The organism is Sphingobacterium sp. lm-10, from assembly GCF_023554555.1.
GTDB lineage: Bacteria > Bacteroidota > Bacteroidia > Sphingobacteriales > Sphingobacteriaceae > Sphingobacterium.
Genome location: NZ_JAMJWC010000001.1, coordinates 1,530,580 through 1,547,944, shown reverse-complemented (window position 1 = coordinate 1,547,944; position 17,365 = coordinate 1,530,580). Strand labels below are relative to the sequence as shown.

16 protein-coding genes and 2 tRNA genes are annotated in these 17,365 nt (G+C 42.6%); 12 read left to right on the top strand and 6 right to left on the bottom strand.

The window, feature by feature from the left end; translation table 11 throughout:
- Positions 1–189 precede the first annotated feature (189 nt).
- Genes M8998_RS06165 through M8998_RS06155 form a run of 3 tightly spaced genes read left to right on the top strand, consistent with a single transcriptional unit; the run spans position 190 to position 3,507 of the window.
- The gene (locus M8998_RS06165) at positions 190–1,170 is read left to right on the top strand and encodes a formylglycine-generating enzyme family protein (RefSeq protein WP_249991394.1); all 981 of its coding nucleotides are present in this window, start codon (positions 190–192) and stop codon (positions 1,168–1,170) included.
- Between the two features lie 27 nt (positions 1,171–1,197).
- The gene (locus M8998_RS06160; RefSeq protein WP_249991392.1) at positions 1,198–2,514 is read left to right on the top strand and encodes a Gfo/Idh/MocA family protein; all 1,317 of its coding nucleotides are present in this window, start codon (positions 1,198–1,200) and stop codon (positions 2,512–2,514) included.
- A gap of 3 nt (positions 2,515–2,517) precedes the next feature.
- Entirely contained in the window at positions 2,518–3,507 is a 990-nt protein-coding gene (locus M8998_RS06155; RefSeq protein ID WP_249991390.1) for an FAD:protein FMN transferase, read from the top strand.
- 101 nt (positions 3,508–3,608) lie between these two features.
- Here M8998_RS06155 and M8998_RS06150 read toward each other — a convergent pair whose 3' ends face one another.
- Positions 3,609–5,489 carry a RagB/SusD family nutrient uptake outer membrane protein gene (locus M8998_RS06150; protein WP_249991387.1) on the bottom strand — a complete coding sequence of 627 codons (1,881 nt, stop codon included), beginning with the start codon at positions 5,487–5,489 and terminating at the stop codon, positions 3,609–3,611.
- A gap of 10 nt (positions 5,490–5,499) precedes the next feature.
- A complete protein-coding gene (locus tag M8998_RS06145; protein ID WP_249991385.1) occupies positions 5,500–8,727 on the bottom strand; it encodes a SusC/RagA family TonB-linked outer membrane protein in 3,228 nt (1,075 codons plus the stop codon).
- A gap of 760 nt (positions 8,728–9,487) precedes the next feature.
- Between M8998_RS06145 and M8998_RS06140 the strand changes: the two genes are divergently transcribed.
- Together M8998_RS06140 and M8998_RS06135 are read left to right on the top strand one after the other, a co-directional pair.
- A complete protein-coding gene (locus M8998_RS06140) occupies positions 9,488–10,603 on the top strand; it encodes a phosphotransferase enzyme family protein (RefSeq protein ID WP_249991383.1) in 1,116 nt (371 codons plus the stop codon).
- Between the two features lie 5 nt (positions 10,604–10,608).
- Positions 10,609–11,244, top strand: a complete 636-nt coding sequence (locus tag M8998_RS06135) for a carbohydrate-binding family 9-like protein (protein WP_249991381.1) — start codon at positions 10,609–10,611, stop codon at positions 11,242–11,244.
- 1 nt (position 11,245) lies between these two features.
- Here M8998_RS06135 and M8998_RS06130 read toward each other — a convergent pair whose 3' ends face one another.
- Positions 11,246–11,593 carry a hypothetical protein gene (locus M8998_RS06130; protein WP_249991379.1) on the bottom strand — a complete coding sequence of 116 codons (348 nt, stop codon included), beginning with the start codon at positions 11,591–11,593 and terminating at the stop codon, positions 11,246–11,248.
- A 116-nt stretch (positions 11,594–11,709) separates the two neighbouring features.
- Here M8998_RS06130 and M8998_RS06125 point away from each other — a divergent pair, with 116 nt between their 5' ends.
- Both M8998_RS06125 and hpf read left to right on the top strand, forming a co-directional pair.
- Positions 11,710–12,591: a tyrosine-type recombinase/integrase gene (locus M8998_RS06125; RefSeq protein WP_249991377.1), complete on the top strand. Its 882-nt coding sequence runs from the start codon at positions 11,710–11,712 to the stop codon at positions 12,589–12,591.
- Between the two features lie 14 nt (positions 12,592–12,605).
- On the top strand, positions 12,606–12,947 hold the full coding sequence (gene hpf, locus M8998_RS06120) for a ribosome hibernation-promoting factor, HPF/YfiA family (protein WP_249991375.1): 342 nt from the start codon (positions 12,606–12,608) through the stop codon (positions 12,945–12,947).
- A 92-nt stretch (positions 12,948–13,039) separates the two neighbouring features.
- Here hpf and M8998_RS06115 read toward each other — a convergent pair whose 3' ends face one another.
- Positions 13,040–13,387 (bottom strand): hypothetical protein, encoded by a 348-nt coding sequence (locus M8998_RS06115; RefSeq protein WP_249991373.1) that lies wholly within the window; start codon positions 13,385–13,387, stop codon positions 13,040–13,042.
- A gap of 171 nt (positions 13,388–13,558) precedes the next feature.
- Here M8998_RS06115 and M8998_RS06110 point away from each other — a divergent pair, with 171 nt between their 5' ends.
- Both M8998_RS06110 and M8998_RS06105 read left to right on the top strand, forming a co-directional pair.
- Positions 13,559–14,209 (top strand): DUF4136 domain-containing protein, encoded by a 651-nt coding sequence (locus tag M8998_RS06110; protein WP_249991371.1) that lies wholly within the window; start codon positions 13,559–13,561, stop codon positions 14,207–14,209.
- Positions 14,210–14,294: 85 nt separating this feature from the next.
- Positions 14,295–14,435 (top strand): hypothetical protein, encoded by a 141-nt coding sequence (locus M8998_RS06105; RefSeq protein WP_249991369.1) that lies wholly within the window; start codon positions 14,295–14,297, stop codon positions 14,433–14,435.
- A 642-nt stretch (positions 14,436–15,077) separates the two neighbouring features.
- Here the strand turns inward: M8998_RS06105 and M8998_RS06100 are convergent.
- A tRNA-Val gene (locus tag M8998_RS06100) sits at positions 15,078–15,152 on the bottom strand.
- Between the two features lie 44 nt (positions 15,153–15,196).
- Positions 15,197–15,269 (bottom strand) — tRNA-Phe (locus M8998_RS06095).
- 309 nt (positions 15,270–15,578) lie between these two features.
- On the opposite strand from M8998_RS06095, the gene M8998_RS06090 reads away from it, so the two are divergent.
- The 3 genes from M8998_RS06090 (at position 15,579) to M8998_RS06080 (ending at position 17,265) form a co-directional block, all read left to right on the top strand.
- On the top strand, positions 15,579–16,118 hold the full coding sequence (locus M8998_RS06090) for a DUF1572 domain-containing protein (protein ID WP_249991367.1): 540 nt from the start codon (positions 15,579–15,581) through the stop codon (positions 16,116–16,118).
- 53 nt (positions 16,119–16,171) lie between these two features.
- Entirely contained in the window at positions 16,172–16,633 is a 462-nt protein-coding gene (locus M8998_RS06085; RefSeq protein WP_249991365.1) for a GNAT family N-acetyltransferase, read from the top strand.
- 71 nt (positions 16,634–16,704) lie between these two features.
- A complete protein-coding gene (locus M8998_RS06080) occupies positions 16,705–17,265 on the top strand; it encodes a GNAT family N-acetyltransferase (RefSeq protein WP_249991363.1) in 561 nt (186 codons plus the stop codon).
- Positions 17,266–17,365: the final 100 nt, after the last annotated feature.

Below are 17,365 nucleotides of genomic sequence, written 5' to 3'. Positions count from 1 at the left end.
ACTTTGTTACTTTTCTTATCCCCGGGTATATCCTGCTTTCTCATCGGCAGACAGGTTGTAGATATCACGGTACGTAAAAATTTTGTTAGAATCCCTTTCATTGGTGTTTCAGGGATAAGATCCTGCTCATTCATTTTATGGGTTCCTAAAAATTCCCTATATTGAAGACTGTTCATTAAACCTAGTGAAATGATAACCAATATATTAAAGAAATCATGGACGGCAATTTGTTTGATTTCTATTTTATGCGCCAACGCACAAACGAATCATGAGCGCTATGTACAACAACTGGAAGGAACCCGGTTGCAGTTTTCTATGGAAGCTATTCCGGGAGGGGAGTTTGTCATGGGTAGCAAGAGTGGAGGAGCTACAGATGAACAACCTGCCCACCGCGTGCAGATAGCGCCATTTTGGATGGGTACCTTCGAAGTAACCTGGGACTTATTTGAGCCTTTTGTATATAAGGATTTTGAAGCCGCCAATGCGACGCAAGAAAAAGTCGACCCAAAAATTGATGCGGTTACGCGTCCTACCAAACCCTATTTAGATATGACCTTTGGGATGGGCAAGCAAGGCCATCCGGCTTTAGCCATGACACATTACAACGCAATACAATTTTGCAAATGGCTGTATGTGCGTACTGGGGAGTTTTATCGGTTGCCTACCGAAGCGGAGTGGGAGTATGCCTGCCGCGCTGGATCTCAGACTGCTTATTATTTTGGAGCCGATGCATCGGAGTTGGGAGAATACGCCTGGTTTGCGGACAACAGTGGGGGAGAAACAGCTGCTGTAGGCAAGAAGAAACCGAATGCTTGGGGACTATTTGATATGCTAGGCAATGTATCCGAATGGACTTATGATCAATACCACGCTGATTTCTATCAACAATTCAAAGACGGTGTAGCCGATAATCCGGTGGCAGTTCCTACTGAGCTATACCCACACAGTGTGCGGGGTGGCTCGTTCGAAAGTGGTGCTGCCGAATTGCGTTCGGCGGCACGCATGGCCTCCGATCCGGTATGGAAACAGCTCGATCCGCAGATTCCCAAATCTAACTGGTGGTTTCCCGAAGCGCCTTTTGTGGGTATGCGCCTTGTTCGTCCGGTGCTGAAACCCTCCCACGAAGACATTATGGCCTACTATGACAAAGCACCTATCAAAGACTTCTAACTATTTAATATAACTATACACCTACACATGATGAATACATTCAACCGTCGTGATTTTATGAAAGCGGGCACGACCTTGGCCGCTACGACACTATTAACTTCGAATTCTTTTGGTCGTATTTTCGTGGCCGGATCGGACGAAATTAAAATTGCATTAATTGGCTGCGGCGGTCGGGGTACCGGCGCTACATTCGACGCTTTTGCTTCCGGACAGAATATAAAGCTGGTCGCGATGGCCGATGCGTTTCAGGATAATCTGGATGCCACGTACAACACGCTCAAAGAGAAATTTGGAGAAAAGATCGATGTGCCCGATAGCCGTAAATACGTCGGCTTTGAAGGATACAAAGCCGCAATCAAGGATGCAGACGTGGTACTCCTGGCTACACCTCCGGGGTTCCGACCTTTGCATTTTGAAGAAGCAGTAAACGCAGGAAAGCATGTGTTTATGGAAAAACCGGTAGCGGTTGATATTCCTGGCATTCGTAAGGTATTAGCGGCTGCGGAGGAAGCGAAGCGAAAAAAATTAAACGTGGTGGTAGGTTTGCAACGACGCTATCAGACAAATTATCGGGAAGCTATTAAGCGCATTCAGGATGGTGCGATTGGCGATATTTATTCTGGACAGGTCTATTGGAATAGTGGGGGTGTATGGGTACGTCCGCGGCAACCCGGACAATCTGAAATGGATTACCAAATGCGTAACTGGTATTATTTCAACTGGTTATGCGGCGATCATATCGTAGAGCAACATGTGCATAATATTGATGTGGCCAATTGGGTCAAAGGCAAATATCCAGTTTCCATTCAGGGCACAGGCAGCCGCGCACACCGCACGGAGAAGGAGTATGGGGAAATTTATGATAATTTCGCAGTAGAACTAACCTATGATGATGGGACGGTGGTGTATAGCCAGTGTCGTCATTTTGAGGGGATTTCGAATCGTGTGGACGAAACTTTTCAGGGTTCGAAAGGCCGTGTATACCTGTCTGCTGGAAATCAAGCGGTCTTGTGGGATGCACGAGGCAACGAGATCTATCGCCACGATCCTAAAGGAAATCCCAATGCCTACCAGCAGGAGCACAAGGAATTGTTTGAAGCGATTGCTAAAAACGAATACAAATTTGATAACGCAGAGTATGGTGCGTACAGCACGCTGACCGGTATTATCGGACGTTTGGCTTGTTACACCGGTAAGGTGATTAAATGGGATAAGGCACTTACTTCGGAGATCGATTTATCTCCGGCTACGTACGCTTGGGATGCCCAGCCAAAAGTACTGCCGGATGCCAATGGCCTATACAAGGTGGCGGTTCCAGGTATCAATACCGAACTATATATCTAGCCCATGCGCTATAAGTCTTGGACTATACTTTTGTTTTTTGGGGTGGTTTGCTCTGCGATGGCACAGCAAACCACTTTTTTTCTTTCCGGAAACGCGCAGGGCACGACCTATCAGGTGCAGTATGTTGCCGAAAATGCGATGGTTATTAAGGTGTCTGTGGACAGCATTATTGACCAGATTGATCAATCCATGTCGCTGTATCAGCCGCATTCCTTGATTTGTATGTTCAATAGAGAACTCCAATACCATAGAGCGGTCGATACCCATATGGAAAAGGTGATTCGTAAGGCTATTGAGGTGCATCAACAATCGGGCGGACTGTTCGATATTACGGTAAAGCCATTAGTAGATTTGTGGGGCTTCGGATCCGAACGTATTAAACAGTTTCCCCAAAAGGAGGCAGTAGATAGCGTTCTGTCTTTTGTGGGCATGGAGAATATCTGGTTAGAGGATAATAGGTTACACAAACGAGATCTACGGATAGCCATTGATCTTAACGGTATTGCACAAGGTTATACCGTGGATGTGTTGGCGCAATTTTTAGAGGTATCTGGCATAGAAAATTATCTGGTAGAACTTGGTGGAGAGATACGGACGAAAGGCACTAAAGTAGGAGGAGCCGACTATGAAATTGCGATTGAGCGTCCTAATGGGGAGCAGTCATCCAGTTTTGTGCTAAACGTTCCGGGTCGGGCGGTGACAACTTCCGGCAATTACCGTAAGCAGGCATACTATCAGGATAGAAAGATTCACCATCATATCAACCCTAAAACAGGTTATCCTATACAAAATAGCGTAGTGAGTGCTACCGTTATCGCACCCACGGCAATGGAGGCAGATGCCTATGACAATGTATTTATGGCCTTGTCTCCATCGGAAGGTAAGGCATTAGCCAATAGGCTTCCTGGTATTGAGGTATACCTTATTTACGAGGAAAGCGGGGTGTTTAAGGAAGCCTTTTCAGATGGTTTCAGGGATTTCGTGAAGCATTAATTCAAAGCATTATGACAGTAGTCACTATGCTGATCTCCTTTAACAAGCGAGGCCTGAAAGATGTATCTTTCAGGCCTCGTTGATTTAATAGCGACTCTCGCTTAATCGTAAGCAGGATTTTGTGCTAATTTAATATTCCGGTTAGTTTCATCGCGATGGAATGGCATAAAATACATCTTATCCTGCCACTGGCGGTTTTCAATCCCCGGCTCAAGCTCCACAGGTGTGTAGGTGTAGGTATAGTTGTCGGTGTTGTATTGGTAAGTACGTACCTGTACACCCGGTTTTAAAGCACCTACTACACGAATCAGCCTAATCTTAGCGCCGGTAGTTTGTGGAGCAATCATCCATCGGCGGGTATCAAAAAAGCGATGCTCTTCAAAAGCTAGCTCGATACGTCTTTCATTCCGGTAACGTGTGCGCAACTGATCCCCCACCTCGGTGATGGCAGGCATTCCTGCTCTGAAACGAATCTTATTGAGCCAGGTTTTGGCTTCTGCATCTTCCCCTAACTCTATACAAGCTTCCACATAATTCAACACAGCTTCTGTGTATTTCAATACAGGCCAAGGAATAAATTGCCTTGTGTTTTGATCCACTACCGCTGGATCCGGATCAGTAAATTTACGGAAATAATAGCCGGTATAAGACCCGTTCCAGTCTTCTATCGGACTGTTCCTGGTATCCAATCCAGGATGCGCGACTACGGCACCGGCGGCATTAGTAATCTGGTAGCGGCCTGTTTGGATTTGGTTGAAAGGGTCGCGTCCGGCGACATCGGCGGTGCGTGGTTTCCAATCTGCACCATCATACAAAATCGTCGCATAAAAGCGTGGATCTCGATTTTGATATGGGCTCGCTCGATGTGTTGCGTTTTCCCAGCTGAATCGTGATCCGTCTACCATTTCATAATCATCTACCAGGTTCTGAATTGGGGTGTTGCCCGCCCAATTGTGGTAACCATTCGGGCCATTATTACGGCCAATATAATTTCCGGCTTCATCTTTTAGGTCAATGAAATACCGGCCCAGTAGCAATTCTTGCTGACCATCGGAAGATACTGTTTTGCTACCGCCTCCCAGAGACAGCACCATGTAGTTTTCTGTTCCCTCTGCTACACTGGCTGGCGCACTCAAATTTAATTCGTATCCAAAATTTGTTAATCTTACGACTTCGAATGCCGCCTCTTTTGCTTTTTGCCAACGCTCGGCACGGCTACCGCTGGAGTACCCCAGGAACTGTTTTTCATTATAGCCCGCAATGCTGGATGCCCTCCCGGATGCGGTCGGGATATCATGTAAATCACTCGCCGCATATAACAATACGCGGGCTTTAAGCGCCAAAGCAGCTACGCCGGTGGCGCGACCTTGTCCGCCACTTGTTCCAGCCAGTAATTCTGCTGCACGGTCACAATCGTTCACGATAAAATTAACACACTCTTCATAAGAGTTTCTGGCTGCAGAGTAATCCGCTTCGCCTAATTCGTACACGCGGTCAATCAAAGGAATCCCTCCATAAAAGCGAAGCAATTGCTGATAGTAGTACGCTCGTAAGAAATAGGCCTGACCCAATAAATTATTGGCCCGAGTCGGGTCAGAAAATAAAGGTTCTGTGAGGTTTTCGATAGCAATATTGCATGCGCGAATACGTCCGTATAGTGGCCCATATCCGTAAGAATCTTTGATCATTCCTTGATCAGCAGGGTTAGAGCGTGATTCGGTAATGGTATTGATACCGCGACCGGGATGGGTAAACATCGATTCGTCTGTTAAGGACGACTGCATTTCTTCATCAAAACCTCCCTGGCCTAAACCATTGTATATGTCGAATACAAATGCTTCTGCTAGCGCAGGATCACTCCAAGTCACTTCTTTAGGAACTTCTCCTAAAGGTTGTGTGTTTACAAAGTCGTCGTTACAGGAAATAAACGATTGCATAAATATGCAGGCAACTAGCGTATATATTATTTTTTTAGTGCTCATGATTCGATGGTTAAAAGGTGACGGATGCGCCAAAATTAATGACACGTGCTTGTGGATAATACTGCCCTGTTTGTGTGACAGACTCGGGGTCGTAGGCCGTCATTTTACTGATCGTGAATAGATTCAGACCGTTGGTGTACAGTCTTAGGTTATTCATCCCAAATCTTTTGGTCCATTCTACCGGGAAATTATAGCCTAACTCCACATTCTTTAATCGGATATAATCCGTGCTTTCTAGCCAATAGGTATTTCCACTGGAATAATACTGATCGCTTCGGTCAGTAATGCGCGGATGCTCGCTGCTCGGATTGTCCGGTGTCCATCTATTTTCATAAAATTGTAATAGATAGTTTCCGATGGCACCAGATTCCTCCGTACTTACCGGCATTTCGGCGCCTGCTGCCCCTTGGAATAGCACCGTCAAATCAAAATTCTTGTATTGTAATCCAATATTGACGCCACCTTGGAAGGTGGGAATATTGCTTTTGTCCCTACGTACCCGATCGTCTGGTGTGATTCTACCATCTCCGTCGTAGTCGATAAGCTTCATGTCTCCCGGACGTAGATTGTTGGTTATGGCGCTATAGTCCAATGTATTGGCGTCGATCTCAGCTTGGTTTCTGAATACGCCATCGTGGATGTAATACATCTGGGCATTCAACATTCTTCCTGTAGTGCGTTGCCACTCCGGTGCACCAGCGGCTTCATCCCAAAAGAGAATCTTGTTTTTTGCATAACCTCCATTCACATTCACGTTATACCGCAATTCGCCTACGCTACCATTGTAACCGATATTGAGATCGAACCCTCGATTCTCCATTCGCCCAATGTTTTCGGCCGGAAGCGTCATGCCCGTACTTTGGGGTATAGACGCATTTCTTTGCCACAGAATGCTACTGCGACGATTGAGAAATAGGTCGAACTCAAAGTTAACCTTCCCGTTGAACAACTGACCATCCAAACCAATGTTGTAATTATTGGCCACCTCCCAAGTGATAAAATTATTGGGTACACGACTTTCAAACAGAGATTTTACCAAATTACCGTCGATTATATAGGTGTTGAATCCATAGGTGGAGAAATACTGATATTCCTGCAATTCATCGTCAAAAAAGATATTATCATTACCCATCTGACCATAAGAACCGCGTAGTTTCAAGAAGTTGACAAAAGACACGTTATCCTTCCAAAAGCTTTCTTCCGATATACGCCATGCAGCGAGTACTCCTGGGAAAAATCCATACCGGCTGGCTTGTGGAAACATGTACGAGCCATCATAACGCCACAAAAATTCGGCAATATATTTTTCCTGATAGTTGTAGCCTACTCGGCCAAAATAATTTAGTCGTGCTCTTTCCCAGGCGCCTCCGCCATTGTCTTTTTCGGCATCTCCTCCGGCAAACATTTGGTCGATTGCTGACGAGATAAAATAACGCCTAAAAGCGGAGAAGTTGTCATTGCGGATCGTTTCCCGATTCACACCAGCCATAATATTAAAGCTGTGATCGCCGAATTTACGATCATAATTTGCTACTGCTCCCAACAAGATGTTGAGCTGATCTTCATTTCCCTGATTCAATGCAGGATCCGGTTGTGGGCCTCGAAGTCCTGCTACGAGTTGTGGCGTCACGCCATCTGCTTCAAAACCACCTTGCCAGGTGTAGAGATACCAAGGAATTTCCCAGCGCTTGGTTTGCTGAATGAATTTATCTGCTGATGCTGTACCAGTAAATTTAAGCCCTTCTACACCAGGAATCTTGATGTCGATCTGTCCGTTGGTCTGAAAGTAATAACGTTTATTCCGGTCATAGCCAGTTTGATCTGTCGTGATGACTACCGGATTTTCTCCGTTTTCAATATCCGGGCCGGGCAATCCATTTGGCCAGAATGCGGGTTGCGTTGGGTTGCCACGCATAAGCATCCGAAAAATGGTGCCTGCACTTTTTGTCGGAAAATTGCGGTCTTCTTGTCGTCCGAGTACGCCAACTCGTACGCTCACATAGTCATTGATTTCGCCTTCTAGGTTGATGCGTAGATCGTATTGACTATAGTTCGTAGCAGAATTTTTGTAAAATGCATCCTGGGTTTGATAACCGACAGATGTGAGGTAACGAAAGTTATCTGAGCCCCCGCTGAGTTGCAAGTTGTGTTGCGATTGAGGAGTCCAGCTTTTTAATGTCGCTCCATACCAATCGGTATTGGGGTGCGTCCAGGGATTAGATCCGTCCTGAAACATACGGATATCATCGGGCGAAAAGGGCGCTGTAATAGAACTTCCGTTACTTCGTTCGAAAATCCCCTGTTCGCGGAATCCTCTATTCGCAGCCGTCCATTCACTCACTGGAAGTTTGAAAACTTCCAGTTCGTTACGCATTTCTGCGTATTGGGCTGCGTCTGCCAGTTGAGGGATATAAGTAGGTTGGGAAAACCCTTGATTAAAGGTGTATGAAATCGTTGGCTTTCCTTCTTTTCCCTGCTTTGTGGTGACGAGAATTACCCCATTGGCCGCGCGTGCACCATAAATCGCAGCGGCGGCATCTTTCAGCACGGAAATATTGTCGATATCTGCCGGATTTAAGCGTTCAAATCCTCCCTGACGGGCAGGTATACCATCAATAACAATTAGAGGGTCTGAGTTACCGAAGGTATTGGTGCCACGAATACGAATGTTCGAACCATCATTACCAGGCTCGGCACTACCTTGTGTTGCGGTGATCCCCGCCATACGGCCAGCTAATGCATTAGACACATTCAATGTCGGAGATTTCACCAAGTCGGCGCTTTTAACGGTCGCTACCGCACCAGTAATGGTTTCCTTTTTCTGCGTGCCATACCCAACCACCACGACCTCATCTAAATCAGACAAATCGTCTTGCAATGAAATGGATAGGGTACTTCGTTGATTTAATGGTTCTTCCAAGGTTCTATAACCTACCATAGTAAACACCAGCGTGGCATCAGCGGGTACATTATCTAGAGAGAAATAACCTTCCGTATTAGTACTGGTTGCGATTTGGGTACCTTTAACTGTAACCGATACGCCAGATATGGCTTGATTTCCAGACATAGAATTTACTCGTCCAGTAACGGTAACTTGCTGAGCAATCGATCTTTCCTTTTTATTGGGCAAAAATTTTAAAGGAGAATCAATTGCCTGAGCCTTTTGTAGCGGTAGTGCTAAAAGCAGAGCCAACATGGGGCTAAAAGTCTTTTTAAAGACTTCATTACGAATATTCATAGTATAACGATATAGGTTTATATGTTAGTGTAGCTTATAATTTTGTTAGTGCAAAAAAGAGAACAAGCAATGTAAAACCTTGCTTTCACTTTTTATTGGTTGTCATAAACTTAGGGAATGTCGATTAACAATACAACAATATTTTAAAATATTGTTGATACTTTTCCTGATGCAATGAAAAATTTTTCAATAAAAAAGGTGAAATTTTATGGGAATGTCAACGTATAAAATGGATCGATTTTTTTTATAAAACCTACCTTTTGATGCATAAAGGAGGGTGCAGGTGCCATTTTTTTGAAAAAATGCAGTATATTTTTTTTCTCTAATGAAGTCCGTAAACAATCACGAGGATATATAATCCAATTCTTAATGCCGTACCAAAGTGATTTTTATTACATTAAGTAAATTAATAAGTATATAAAGGGCACAAAAGAGCCTAATATTTGATAACTTACTTTTTTGCTAGGAGCTATATTGAAGTCAGTAATAATTTAAAGCATTACACCTAAAACGTATTTTGAACAAAATCTTTGTTTTATGAACACACATACATCCCATAACAATTTGTTGATTTGAGGCACTGGATTTTAACAACTATTTGTTTGAGCTGGACTTAGATTTAGACCGTTTGATAAATTTATGCAAACGATTGCATTGCGCTTTTGTTTTTATAAGTCTTATGATTTGTTCATCTTGCAGTACGCATTTATTGACCAATTACTGGCGTAGCTTCTTTTAAAAAACATACCAATAAATAGGCATGGGGAACAATACTGATAGGATACTAAATATAGCGGAACACTTTCAAATAGCAGGAAAGATGGAGCGGGCGCACCGTTTTGGTTCTGGACACATTAATGATACGTATAGACTTGATACCAGCGAAATGGTAGGGCCTTCCTATTTATTGCAGCGTATTAATCACTTTATTTTTCCAGATGTTCAAAAACTGATGGAAAACATGGTTTTGGTATGTGAACATTTGCAGGGTAAGCTGGCACATTTAGGTCAGGAAGAAGTACAGAAAAAGTCGCTCACGATTATTCCCACCAAGGATGGTAAATTGTACTACGAAGACGAAGGAGGCAATAGCTGGCGGATGCTCCAATTGATCAAAGATACGCACAGTGTGGATACCGTGAAATTGTCGGAACAAGCGTATGCCGGAGGTGCAGCTTTCGGAGAATTTCAGCGGCAGCTTTCGGATCTGGATGCGCGAAAGCTACATATCGTGTTGCCCAGGTTTCACGATATAGACTATCGTTTGGAAAATCTAAATAAAGCATTGCTTGCTCATCCAGTAGGCAGGGCGACAGAGCCGGATGTACAACGACTGCTGAAAGAAATTGGGTCTAGGGAAAGTGTTATGCGTCAGGAATTTCAAGAATACATCGTGGAATCTTCACCACTGCGAATTATTCATAACGATACAAAATTTAATAATATATTGCTGGATAAAAACGATGAGCCACAATGTGTCATCGATCTGGATACCGTAATGCCAGGCTTTGTAGCTTTTGATTTTGGCGATGCCATTCGAACCATTATTAACCGGGGCCAAGAGGACGATCCTGACTTAAACCATGTGACGCTTAATATACCACTATTCGAAGCGTATGCCCAAGGGTATTTGCAGGAGGCTGGCTCGTTTCTTACCGATGCGGAGATCGACTCTTTGTTTTATGGTGTATACCAGCTTCCTTTTATGCAAACCCTTCGATTTCTTACCGACTACATCGAAAACGATCCTTATTATAAGATCCAGTACCCAACCCATAATCTGATACGTGCTAAAGCACAGTTTAAGTTGCTAACCGAGTTGGAATTAAATCGTACCGAATTGCATTCTATCTTACTAAGATCCGTCATTTCCTAACTATTATGCTCCAAGTAATTCGTAAATCTGCCGATATCCGAGAGTGGCAAAGCTATCATGATGCTATGTCAATATTTTCAGAAGCCAAGTGGCATGCAATAGATATGATCAATTGGCCAGATCAATTCCCTTACCAACCATCGGTACGTTTTCAGGTGGTGTATACGTCAGATTTTTTGGTACTGCATTATGACGTAGAAGAAGATTTTGTGCGGGCTAATGCGGTACGGCACAATGAAGCCGTATGGGAAGACAGTTGTGTGGAGTGTTTTATCTCATTCGACGCAGGAAAAACGTATTACAACATCGAATTTAACCTGCTTGGCACTGGGCTTATTGGGTATGGCAGCCGTATCCGTCAAGAAAGAAGACGGTTAGGTGCTGATATAGTGGAACGGGTAAGCACCTTCACTCATGTGCGACAAATGGGTGGAAGAAAAACTTGGCAAATGGTGTTGGCTATTCCATTTGCGATCTTGGGGCAGGAGGGGAGAACCCTTTCCGGCGGATTTGCCGCAGCAAACTTTTATAAATGCGGAGATAAATTACCGGTGCCGCACTACCTTTCCTTGAACCCGATTAATTCCCCAGTACCGAGCTTTCATTCGCCGGAGTATTTTGGTGAAATTGCTTTTTTGTAGATTAATCTTTGGTAAGAGTTAGTGATCCCGTGGTGCCATATGCCGTAATAACAATACCAGTCACGATAAAAAATAGTCCAACGATCTGTACCCAGGAGAGCGATTGCTTAAAGTATAGTGCCATGCCAAACTGTACCGTCACGAAAGTGCCGCCAGCACAGAGCGCAATCACAATCGGTTGTGGGAAATAACGAAACAATTGAATTAGAAACCAACTCGCAGAAAGCAAAATTACATTGCCCGCTATAAAAGCATGCCAGTGGTACTTAGGAAATAATCCCCCATACTTGAACAGGACGCTTGACAGCAGTTGACAAGCCCAAAAGGCAATAAAGTATAGCGCATTCATACGTTAGTATTTTATATGACAAACCTACGGGTTTTCACTGATATTTGATATTATCGGCATAGGCCTATTGTAAATCCATTCATTCTTTGTTAAATTACAAAAAACGAATCGGCATTATGCAGCGAGCGAGATTTTTGAGTTACCTAACCCATGAGCGTAGGTTTTCAGACCATACGGTCACCGCCTATGCGCTGGAATTGGAGCGATTCGAGAATTTTTTGGAGTTTGAGAAGACTGCGATCGATCAGGTGGATTATCGGGTGTTACGCTATTACATTAGCTTGCAGAAAGAATCCGGAAGAGCATCTACCTCTGTGAACCGAACGATTTCGGTATTAAAGTCCTTTTTTAAATACATGCTTCGAGAAGAACTGGTGTCACAGAATCCAGCTACGGCCTTGAAATCATTGCGTACACCAAAGAAACTTCCGGTGACGGTGGAGAAAGAACGATTGGTAGCATTGCTGGAGCAGCAAACGGGCGATGCGCAAACTTTTGTGGAAAAACGTGACCTACTTGTGATGGAATTATTATTTGGTACTGGAATACGGCTGTCAGAATTGCTGGCTATTACGGATTCTGATATCGATGGGTATGCGCGGCAGATCCGCGTATTGGGTAAGCGTAATAAAGAAAGACTTGTGCCGGTTCACGATTTGCTTTTTCAACAGATTACGAACTATCAAGCGGAAAAGAAAAATGCGTTTTCACAAAACATGTCGCCCCATCTGATCGTTACCAATAGAGGGAAGCCTGCTTATGCATCGATGATTTATCAGATCGTAAAAAAGTATCTGACGCTCATCACTTCACAGAGCAAACGCAGCCCGCACGTGTTGCGGCATAGCTTCGCTACATCGCTGTTAGACAATGGAGCTGATTTAAATGCGATAAAAGAAATATTAGGTCATGCCGGCTTGGTGGCCACGCAAGTGTACACACACAATTCGGCAGAGCGATTAAAGTTAATTTATAAACAAGCCCATCCAAAGGCTTAAAAAAAGGAGGAAAAATGAATATTACTGTACAATGCATTAAATTTGATGCAGACCCTAAGTTAGTTGAGTTCATTAATAAGAAAGCGGAAAAGTTAGACCAGTTTCTGGACAACATTATCGACGGACTTTGTAACTTACGTGTGGAAAGTGTTGGAGGTGAGGCCGACAAGTTTGTAGAGTTCAAGTTTAATGTCCCTGGGAATCAATTATTCGCTAAGGCACAAGCCAAAAGTTTCGAAGAGGCAGTTGATATCGCTTTGGAATCGATTCGCCGACAGATTAATAAACATAAGACCAAGACGCGTACCAACGCCAGTAATCATAAAGAAGTGATTAACCAGACGGAGGAGTTTTAAGAATTAGATAACGCAGTGATGCGTACAATCATAATAAGAAAAGGGAACGTTTACGTTCCCTTTTCTTATTATGTATATTGGAGAGGAGTAGTTTAAATGTCCTTAACGTCGTCCTTCGCTTTATTCGGATCCTCTGTATCTGGTAAATCTTCTGGCTCACCTTCTTCTGTGTTAGGCACATCGATATTCTCATCTTCCTTCTCTGGCTTGTCTACTTCTGATTTACCTTCCTTCTGTCCTTTTTCAACGCCCTTGTCATCCCGAATGCGCTGATCTTCGGTTGGCTCTACTTCCGACCGGTAATTAATTGGTCGATTATGGCTCATTGACCATATTGTGCCCTCAGGTGTAGGGTGATGTAAAGGGTTGATATACGAAAGAATTGCGCAAAGCATGATCGGGTTTTCGGACGATTGTTGTAAGATCTGAGTATTTACCATGATATAAATAGTTTAGGTATGTATTGTTTAATAAACAGGATAGTTCGTTTAAAGTTTTATCCGACCCTGCATACAGGTAATAATATTGACCAGCTAGAAAACAATCTATTTTCTCTGCTGTTCAATAAAGTAAAGGTATTTAATTGACTGTTAATTTTTATTTAAGAAATCATGAAAACTAATGCGGTTTGGAGTTTTGGTCTGTTTACATTGATGACCATGCTAATCAGTTGCGGAACTACTAACAATATCACCGGCACTTGGAAAGCGCCAGATGCTAATCTGAGACAATATGAAAAAGTGTTTGTAGCAGCACTAACTTCCGATGTGCCGGTTCGGCAAACGGTAGAACGGCAGTTGGCCGGTTGGCTGACAGATAATGGTATAGGATCTATTCAAAGTCTTGAGGTCTTACCTCCTGACTTCGAAAGTAAGGAGTTGGAAATGACTAACGTGGTGCTACAGAAAATTCAGGAATCTGGAAGTGATGCCATCATGACGGTCGCGTTAATTGATCAAACCTCCGAAGAACGGTACGTGCCTTCGGGAGGTATGTATCAACCCATGAATCGGTTTGGTTATTACAATACATTCGGTGGTTATTGGGGAAACTGGCATGGTAACTTGTATCAACCGGGATACTACACGACAGACAAAACATATTACATTGAGACGAATGTATATGATGCCAAATCTGGTAACTTAGTTTGGTCTGCGCAGTCTGAAACGGTAAATCCTTCCGAGTTGGATTCATTTTTAGAAGCCTATAAATCTTCGATGTCAAAAAAGCTGAAACAAGATGGTCTATTAGCTAATAGATAGCAACAGGCCTTTTGCTGTTCGAATCTATGCTATTAGATCGAAAAGAAAGCCTGTTACGATTTTAGTAACAGGCTTTCTTCTTGTTATGAGAAATTTAAACTCCAGTCTACAATTGAAAGATGGCACGAATATAAATGCACCTGCTAAAGTGGCAAACCCCGAAATTCTTAATATTTTGTTACCCACTAGTAACGAATGGTTATTTGAGCGCTTAGGTGGTGGATAAATATGAGCTTTTGACATGGGTAAGTTACGAGGAATTAAACTTTAATATGTAGGTTAAACCGTAAATTATCGATGTTAATAATTAGGAATTTGCGTTATGAGGATAACAGCACAAGATTTTATAATTTTAGCAACACTAGAATGTCTGGACGAAAGTATACAGGGGAAAGGAATCAAGCTTTTGTGTGACATCGAGTATGATTTAGGAATGAAAAATAGCTTCATACAATTTACACGTAAGGATGGTAAACCAATGGAACCAAATGATGCTTTTTGGATAGGATATTTGGTAAGGGAATATGTGTAGGAGGCATTTATATTTGGGGAATTATTAATCGTAGTAGCAATTTTATGAGTAAACACCCGCTCTTTCGTCAAGTCGTGATCATTGCTGTCGTTGCAATTTCAATATTTAGCATTTACCTTTTTCTCGGATCCAACGAATCTACAGATGTAAAACTTGGCGCTTTTGTGAAATTATTAACCAGTATTGTAGGGGCGTTCTTTTTGGTAATTATGTATATCCGATTTAAGCAGGAAAGGGGGAGGTAATCAAGTATTCTATTTCTTGCAGTGTAAAGTACAAAAAAAGCAACTTAGTCATTTAAGTAAGTTGCTTTTGAAAACTTGGGAAGTTGTTCCGTGGGAAATATTGGGTTCGAACCAATGACCCCTACCTTGTCGAGGTAGTGCTCTAAACCAGCTGAGCTAATTTCCCGAAAATGTTTTAATTGTGATGATCTAAGATCGACTTTTAAGAGGTGGTGCCAGCTGGATTCGAACCAGCGACACAAGGATTTTCAGTCCTTTGCTCTACCGACTGAGCTATGGCACCTTAAGTTTTTATTTTATATCTGTTACTTTCAGATTTAGGGTGTTGTACAGCGGTTATTGCTGATAACGTTACAAAGGTATAAAAGTGCAGATAAATTGCAAATGCTTCCGGAATAATTATTCGTAAGAGGCATCAAATCACCACAATAAATTTGGTTTTGTGCAATTGCCGATGATAAAAATCACCTCTATCTGTGTATAGATTGAAATTTTAAAGAATTTCACTAAATTGCTGAAACGAACGTGATTGATCTTTGCTGCTCGAAATGGCGCAATTCCCTATTTATTTATATAAACGTAATTAAGGAAGATGACAACGAATTATTTGAAAAGTGTTAAGGGGCAGTTTGCGTATTACAAAGGATTGGGCGACGCTACGTTTGACCAGCTCGCGGATGACCAACTTTTCGAGAAGTATCATGAAGAAAGCAATAGCATCGCAATTATAGTAATGCATATGAGTGGCAATATGATGTCCAGATTCACAGATTTTCTAACGACTGATGGTGAAAAGCGTTGGAGAAATAGAGATGCAGAATTTGACACTCGATTGTTAGCTAGAACGACTTTGTTAGAGAACTGGGAGAAGGGTTGGAATTGTTTGTTTCATGCCCTAGACTCCTTGAAAGATTCGGACCTTAATAGAGAAGTTTTTATTAGAAATGAAGCGCATTCCGTTATGGAGGCAATTAATAGACAGTTGGCGCATTATCCATATCATATTGGACAGATCGTATTCATCGGGAAAATGCTATGCAACAATAAGTGGCGATCCCTATCTATTCCAAAAGGAAGATCAGATGCATACAACGCTAACCTATTTTCAAAACCAAAGTCAGGCACAAAGTGATATAACATCCAAATGCCAAATACTATTTTAACACTACCATAGCTTTTAGATACATGAAAATAGCAAGAATAGATAAATCACAGTACGAATCAGTGGTGGATTTATTTAATGATTATCGCATATTCTACCAACAAAAATCGGATAAAGAATTGGCGAAAATATTTATACGCCAACGGTTGGAAAATAATGAATCTGTGATCTTTTTGGCTACGGATTCCACTTCGGGTGCAGCTATGGGATTTACACAGTTGTATCCTAAGTTCTCCTCCATGCGTGTTACTAAAAATTGGATACTGAACGATCTATTTGTCGATCCGAACTATCGCAAGCAGGGCATCGGCGAAAAGCTTATTCATGAAGCGATGGCGTTTGCCAGACAGGATGGTGCTACACGCTTATACCTTTCTACAGCAGTAGACAATCTGACTGCGCAGCGATTGTACGAGCAGGTTGGATTTGAGAAGCAGGGCATTGATACGGCATTTTACGATTACAGCATCGCTTTGACAGTATGATCACTTATTTGACAATCATATACTTCGTCAAAACGGTACAAGAAGGTAAGTGAGAAGATTTTAAACGCATTGTGGACGGGAATTATAAATTTAAAGAAATACATGTGGTGTTGAAGAATGGTAAGCAAGTTGCCATTCGTAAAACCGAATTAGCGGATGCAGCACATCTTTTGCAAACTATTCGCAGCTATCTTCCACAGAGCAGTTTTATTCCCAAAATGGAACAAGAGCTTACGATGACCATATCACAAGCGGAAGAATGGATTAGTAGTTTTATAGAAAAAGAAAATTCATTGCAGTTAGTCGCCGTATATGAAGATCAAATCATTGGCAATATCGAGTTAACCGGCAGCTCTCGAAAAGTGATGGCGCATAGCGCTATGATCGGAATGGGTATGATTGGAGGGTGGCGCAACAGTGGTTTAGGTACTGCGTTAATTCGTGCTGTTATCGATTGGGCACAGCAATCTCCAGTTTTGGAATTACTATGGCTACAATTATATTCAGAAAACGAGTTGGCATTGGCACTCTATCGCAAAATGGGATTTGTAGATGCTGGCTTGATAAAGGGATTCTTCAAAAAAGACGGTCGCTATTCCGATTGCCTTACCATGACTTTGATGGTGAAGTGACAATATATCCACTATTCGTAGTAAAAAGATATCCGCAAAACGAACTTTCCTTTTCTGTCGTCTTCGCGAGGAAGCATGACGACGCGATCTAGTAGTATTG

Excerpts from the sequence above, each read along its gene's own strand:
- M8998_RS06165 (WP_249991394.1), top strand. The coding sequence starts at position 190 with ATGATAACCAATATATTAAAGAAATCATGGACGGCAATTTGTTTGATT.
- M8998_RS06160 (WP_249991392.1), top strand. The coding sequence starts at position 1,198 with ATGATGAATACATTCAACCGTCGTGATTTTATGAAAGCGGGCACGACC.
- M8998_RS06155 (WP_249991390.1), top strand. The coding sequence starts at position 2,518 with ATGCGCTATAAGTCTTGGACTATACTTTTGTTTTTTGGGGTGGTTTGC.
- M8998_RS06150 (WP_249991387.1), bottom strand. The coding sequence starts at position 5,489 with ATGAGCACTAAAAAAATAATATATACGCTAGTTGCCTGCATATTTATG.
- M8998_RS06145 (WP_249991385.1), bottom strand. The coding sequence starts at position 8,727 with ATGAATATTCGTAATGAAGTCTTTAAAAAGACTTTTAGCCCCATGTTG.
- M8998_RS06140 (WP_249991383.1), top strand. The coding sequence starts at position 9,488 with ATGGGGAACAATACTGATAGGATACTAAATATAGCGGAACACTTTCAA.
- M8998_RS06135 (WP_249991381.1), top strand. The coding sequence starts at position 10,609 with ATGCTCCAAGTAATTCGTAAATCTGCCGATATCCGAGAGTGGCAAAGC.
- M8998_RS06130 (WP_249991379.1), bottom strand. The coding sequence starts at position 11,593 with ATGAATGCGCTATACTTTATTGCCTTTTGGGCTTGTCAACTGCTGTCA.
- M8998_RS06125 (WP_249991377.1), top strand. The coding sequence starts at position 11,710 with ATGCAGCGAGCGAGATTTTTGAGTTACCTAACCCATGAGCGTAGGTTT.
- hpf (WP_249991375.1), top strand. The coding sequence starts at position 12,606 with ATGAATATTACTGTACAATGCATTAAATTTGATGCAGACCCTAAGTTA.
- M8998_RS06115 (WP_249991373.1), bottom strand. The coding sequence starts at position 13,387 with ATGGTAAATACTCAGATCTTACAACAATCGTCCGAAAACCCGATCATG.
- M8998_RS06110 (WP_249991371.1), top strand. The coding sequence starts at position 13,559 with ATGAAAACTAATGCGGTTTGGAGTTTTGGTCTGTTTACATTGATGACC.
- M8998_RS06105 (WP_249991369.1), top strand. The coding sequence starts at position 14,295 with ATGAGAAATTTAAACTCCAGTCTACAATTGAAAGATGGCACGAATATA.
- M8998_RS06090 (WP_249991367.1), top strand. The coding sequence starts at position 15,579 with ATGACAACGAATTATTTGAAAAGTGTTAAGGGGCAGTTTGCGTATTAC.
- M8998_RS06085 (WP_249991365.1), top strand. The coding sequence starts at position 16,172 with ATGAAAATAGCAAGAATAGATAAATCACAGTACGAATCAGTGGTGGAT.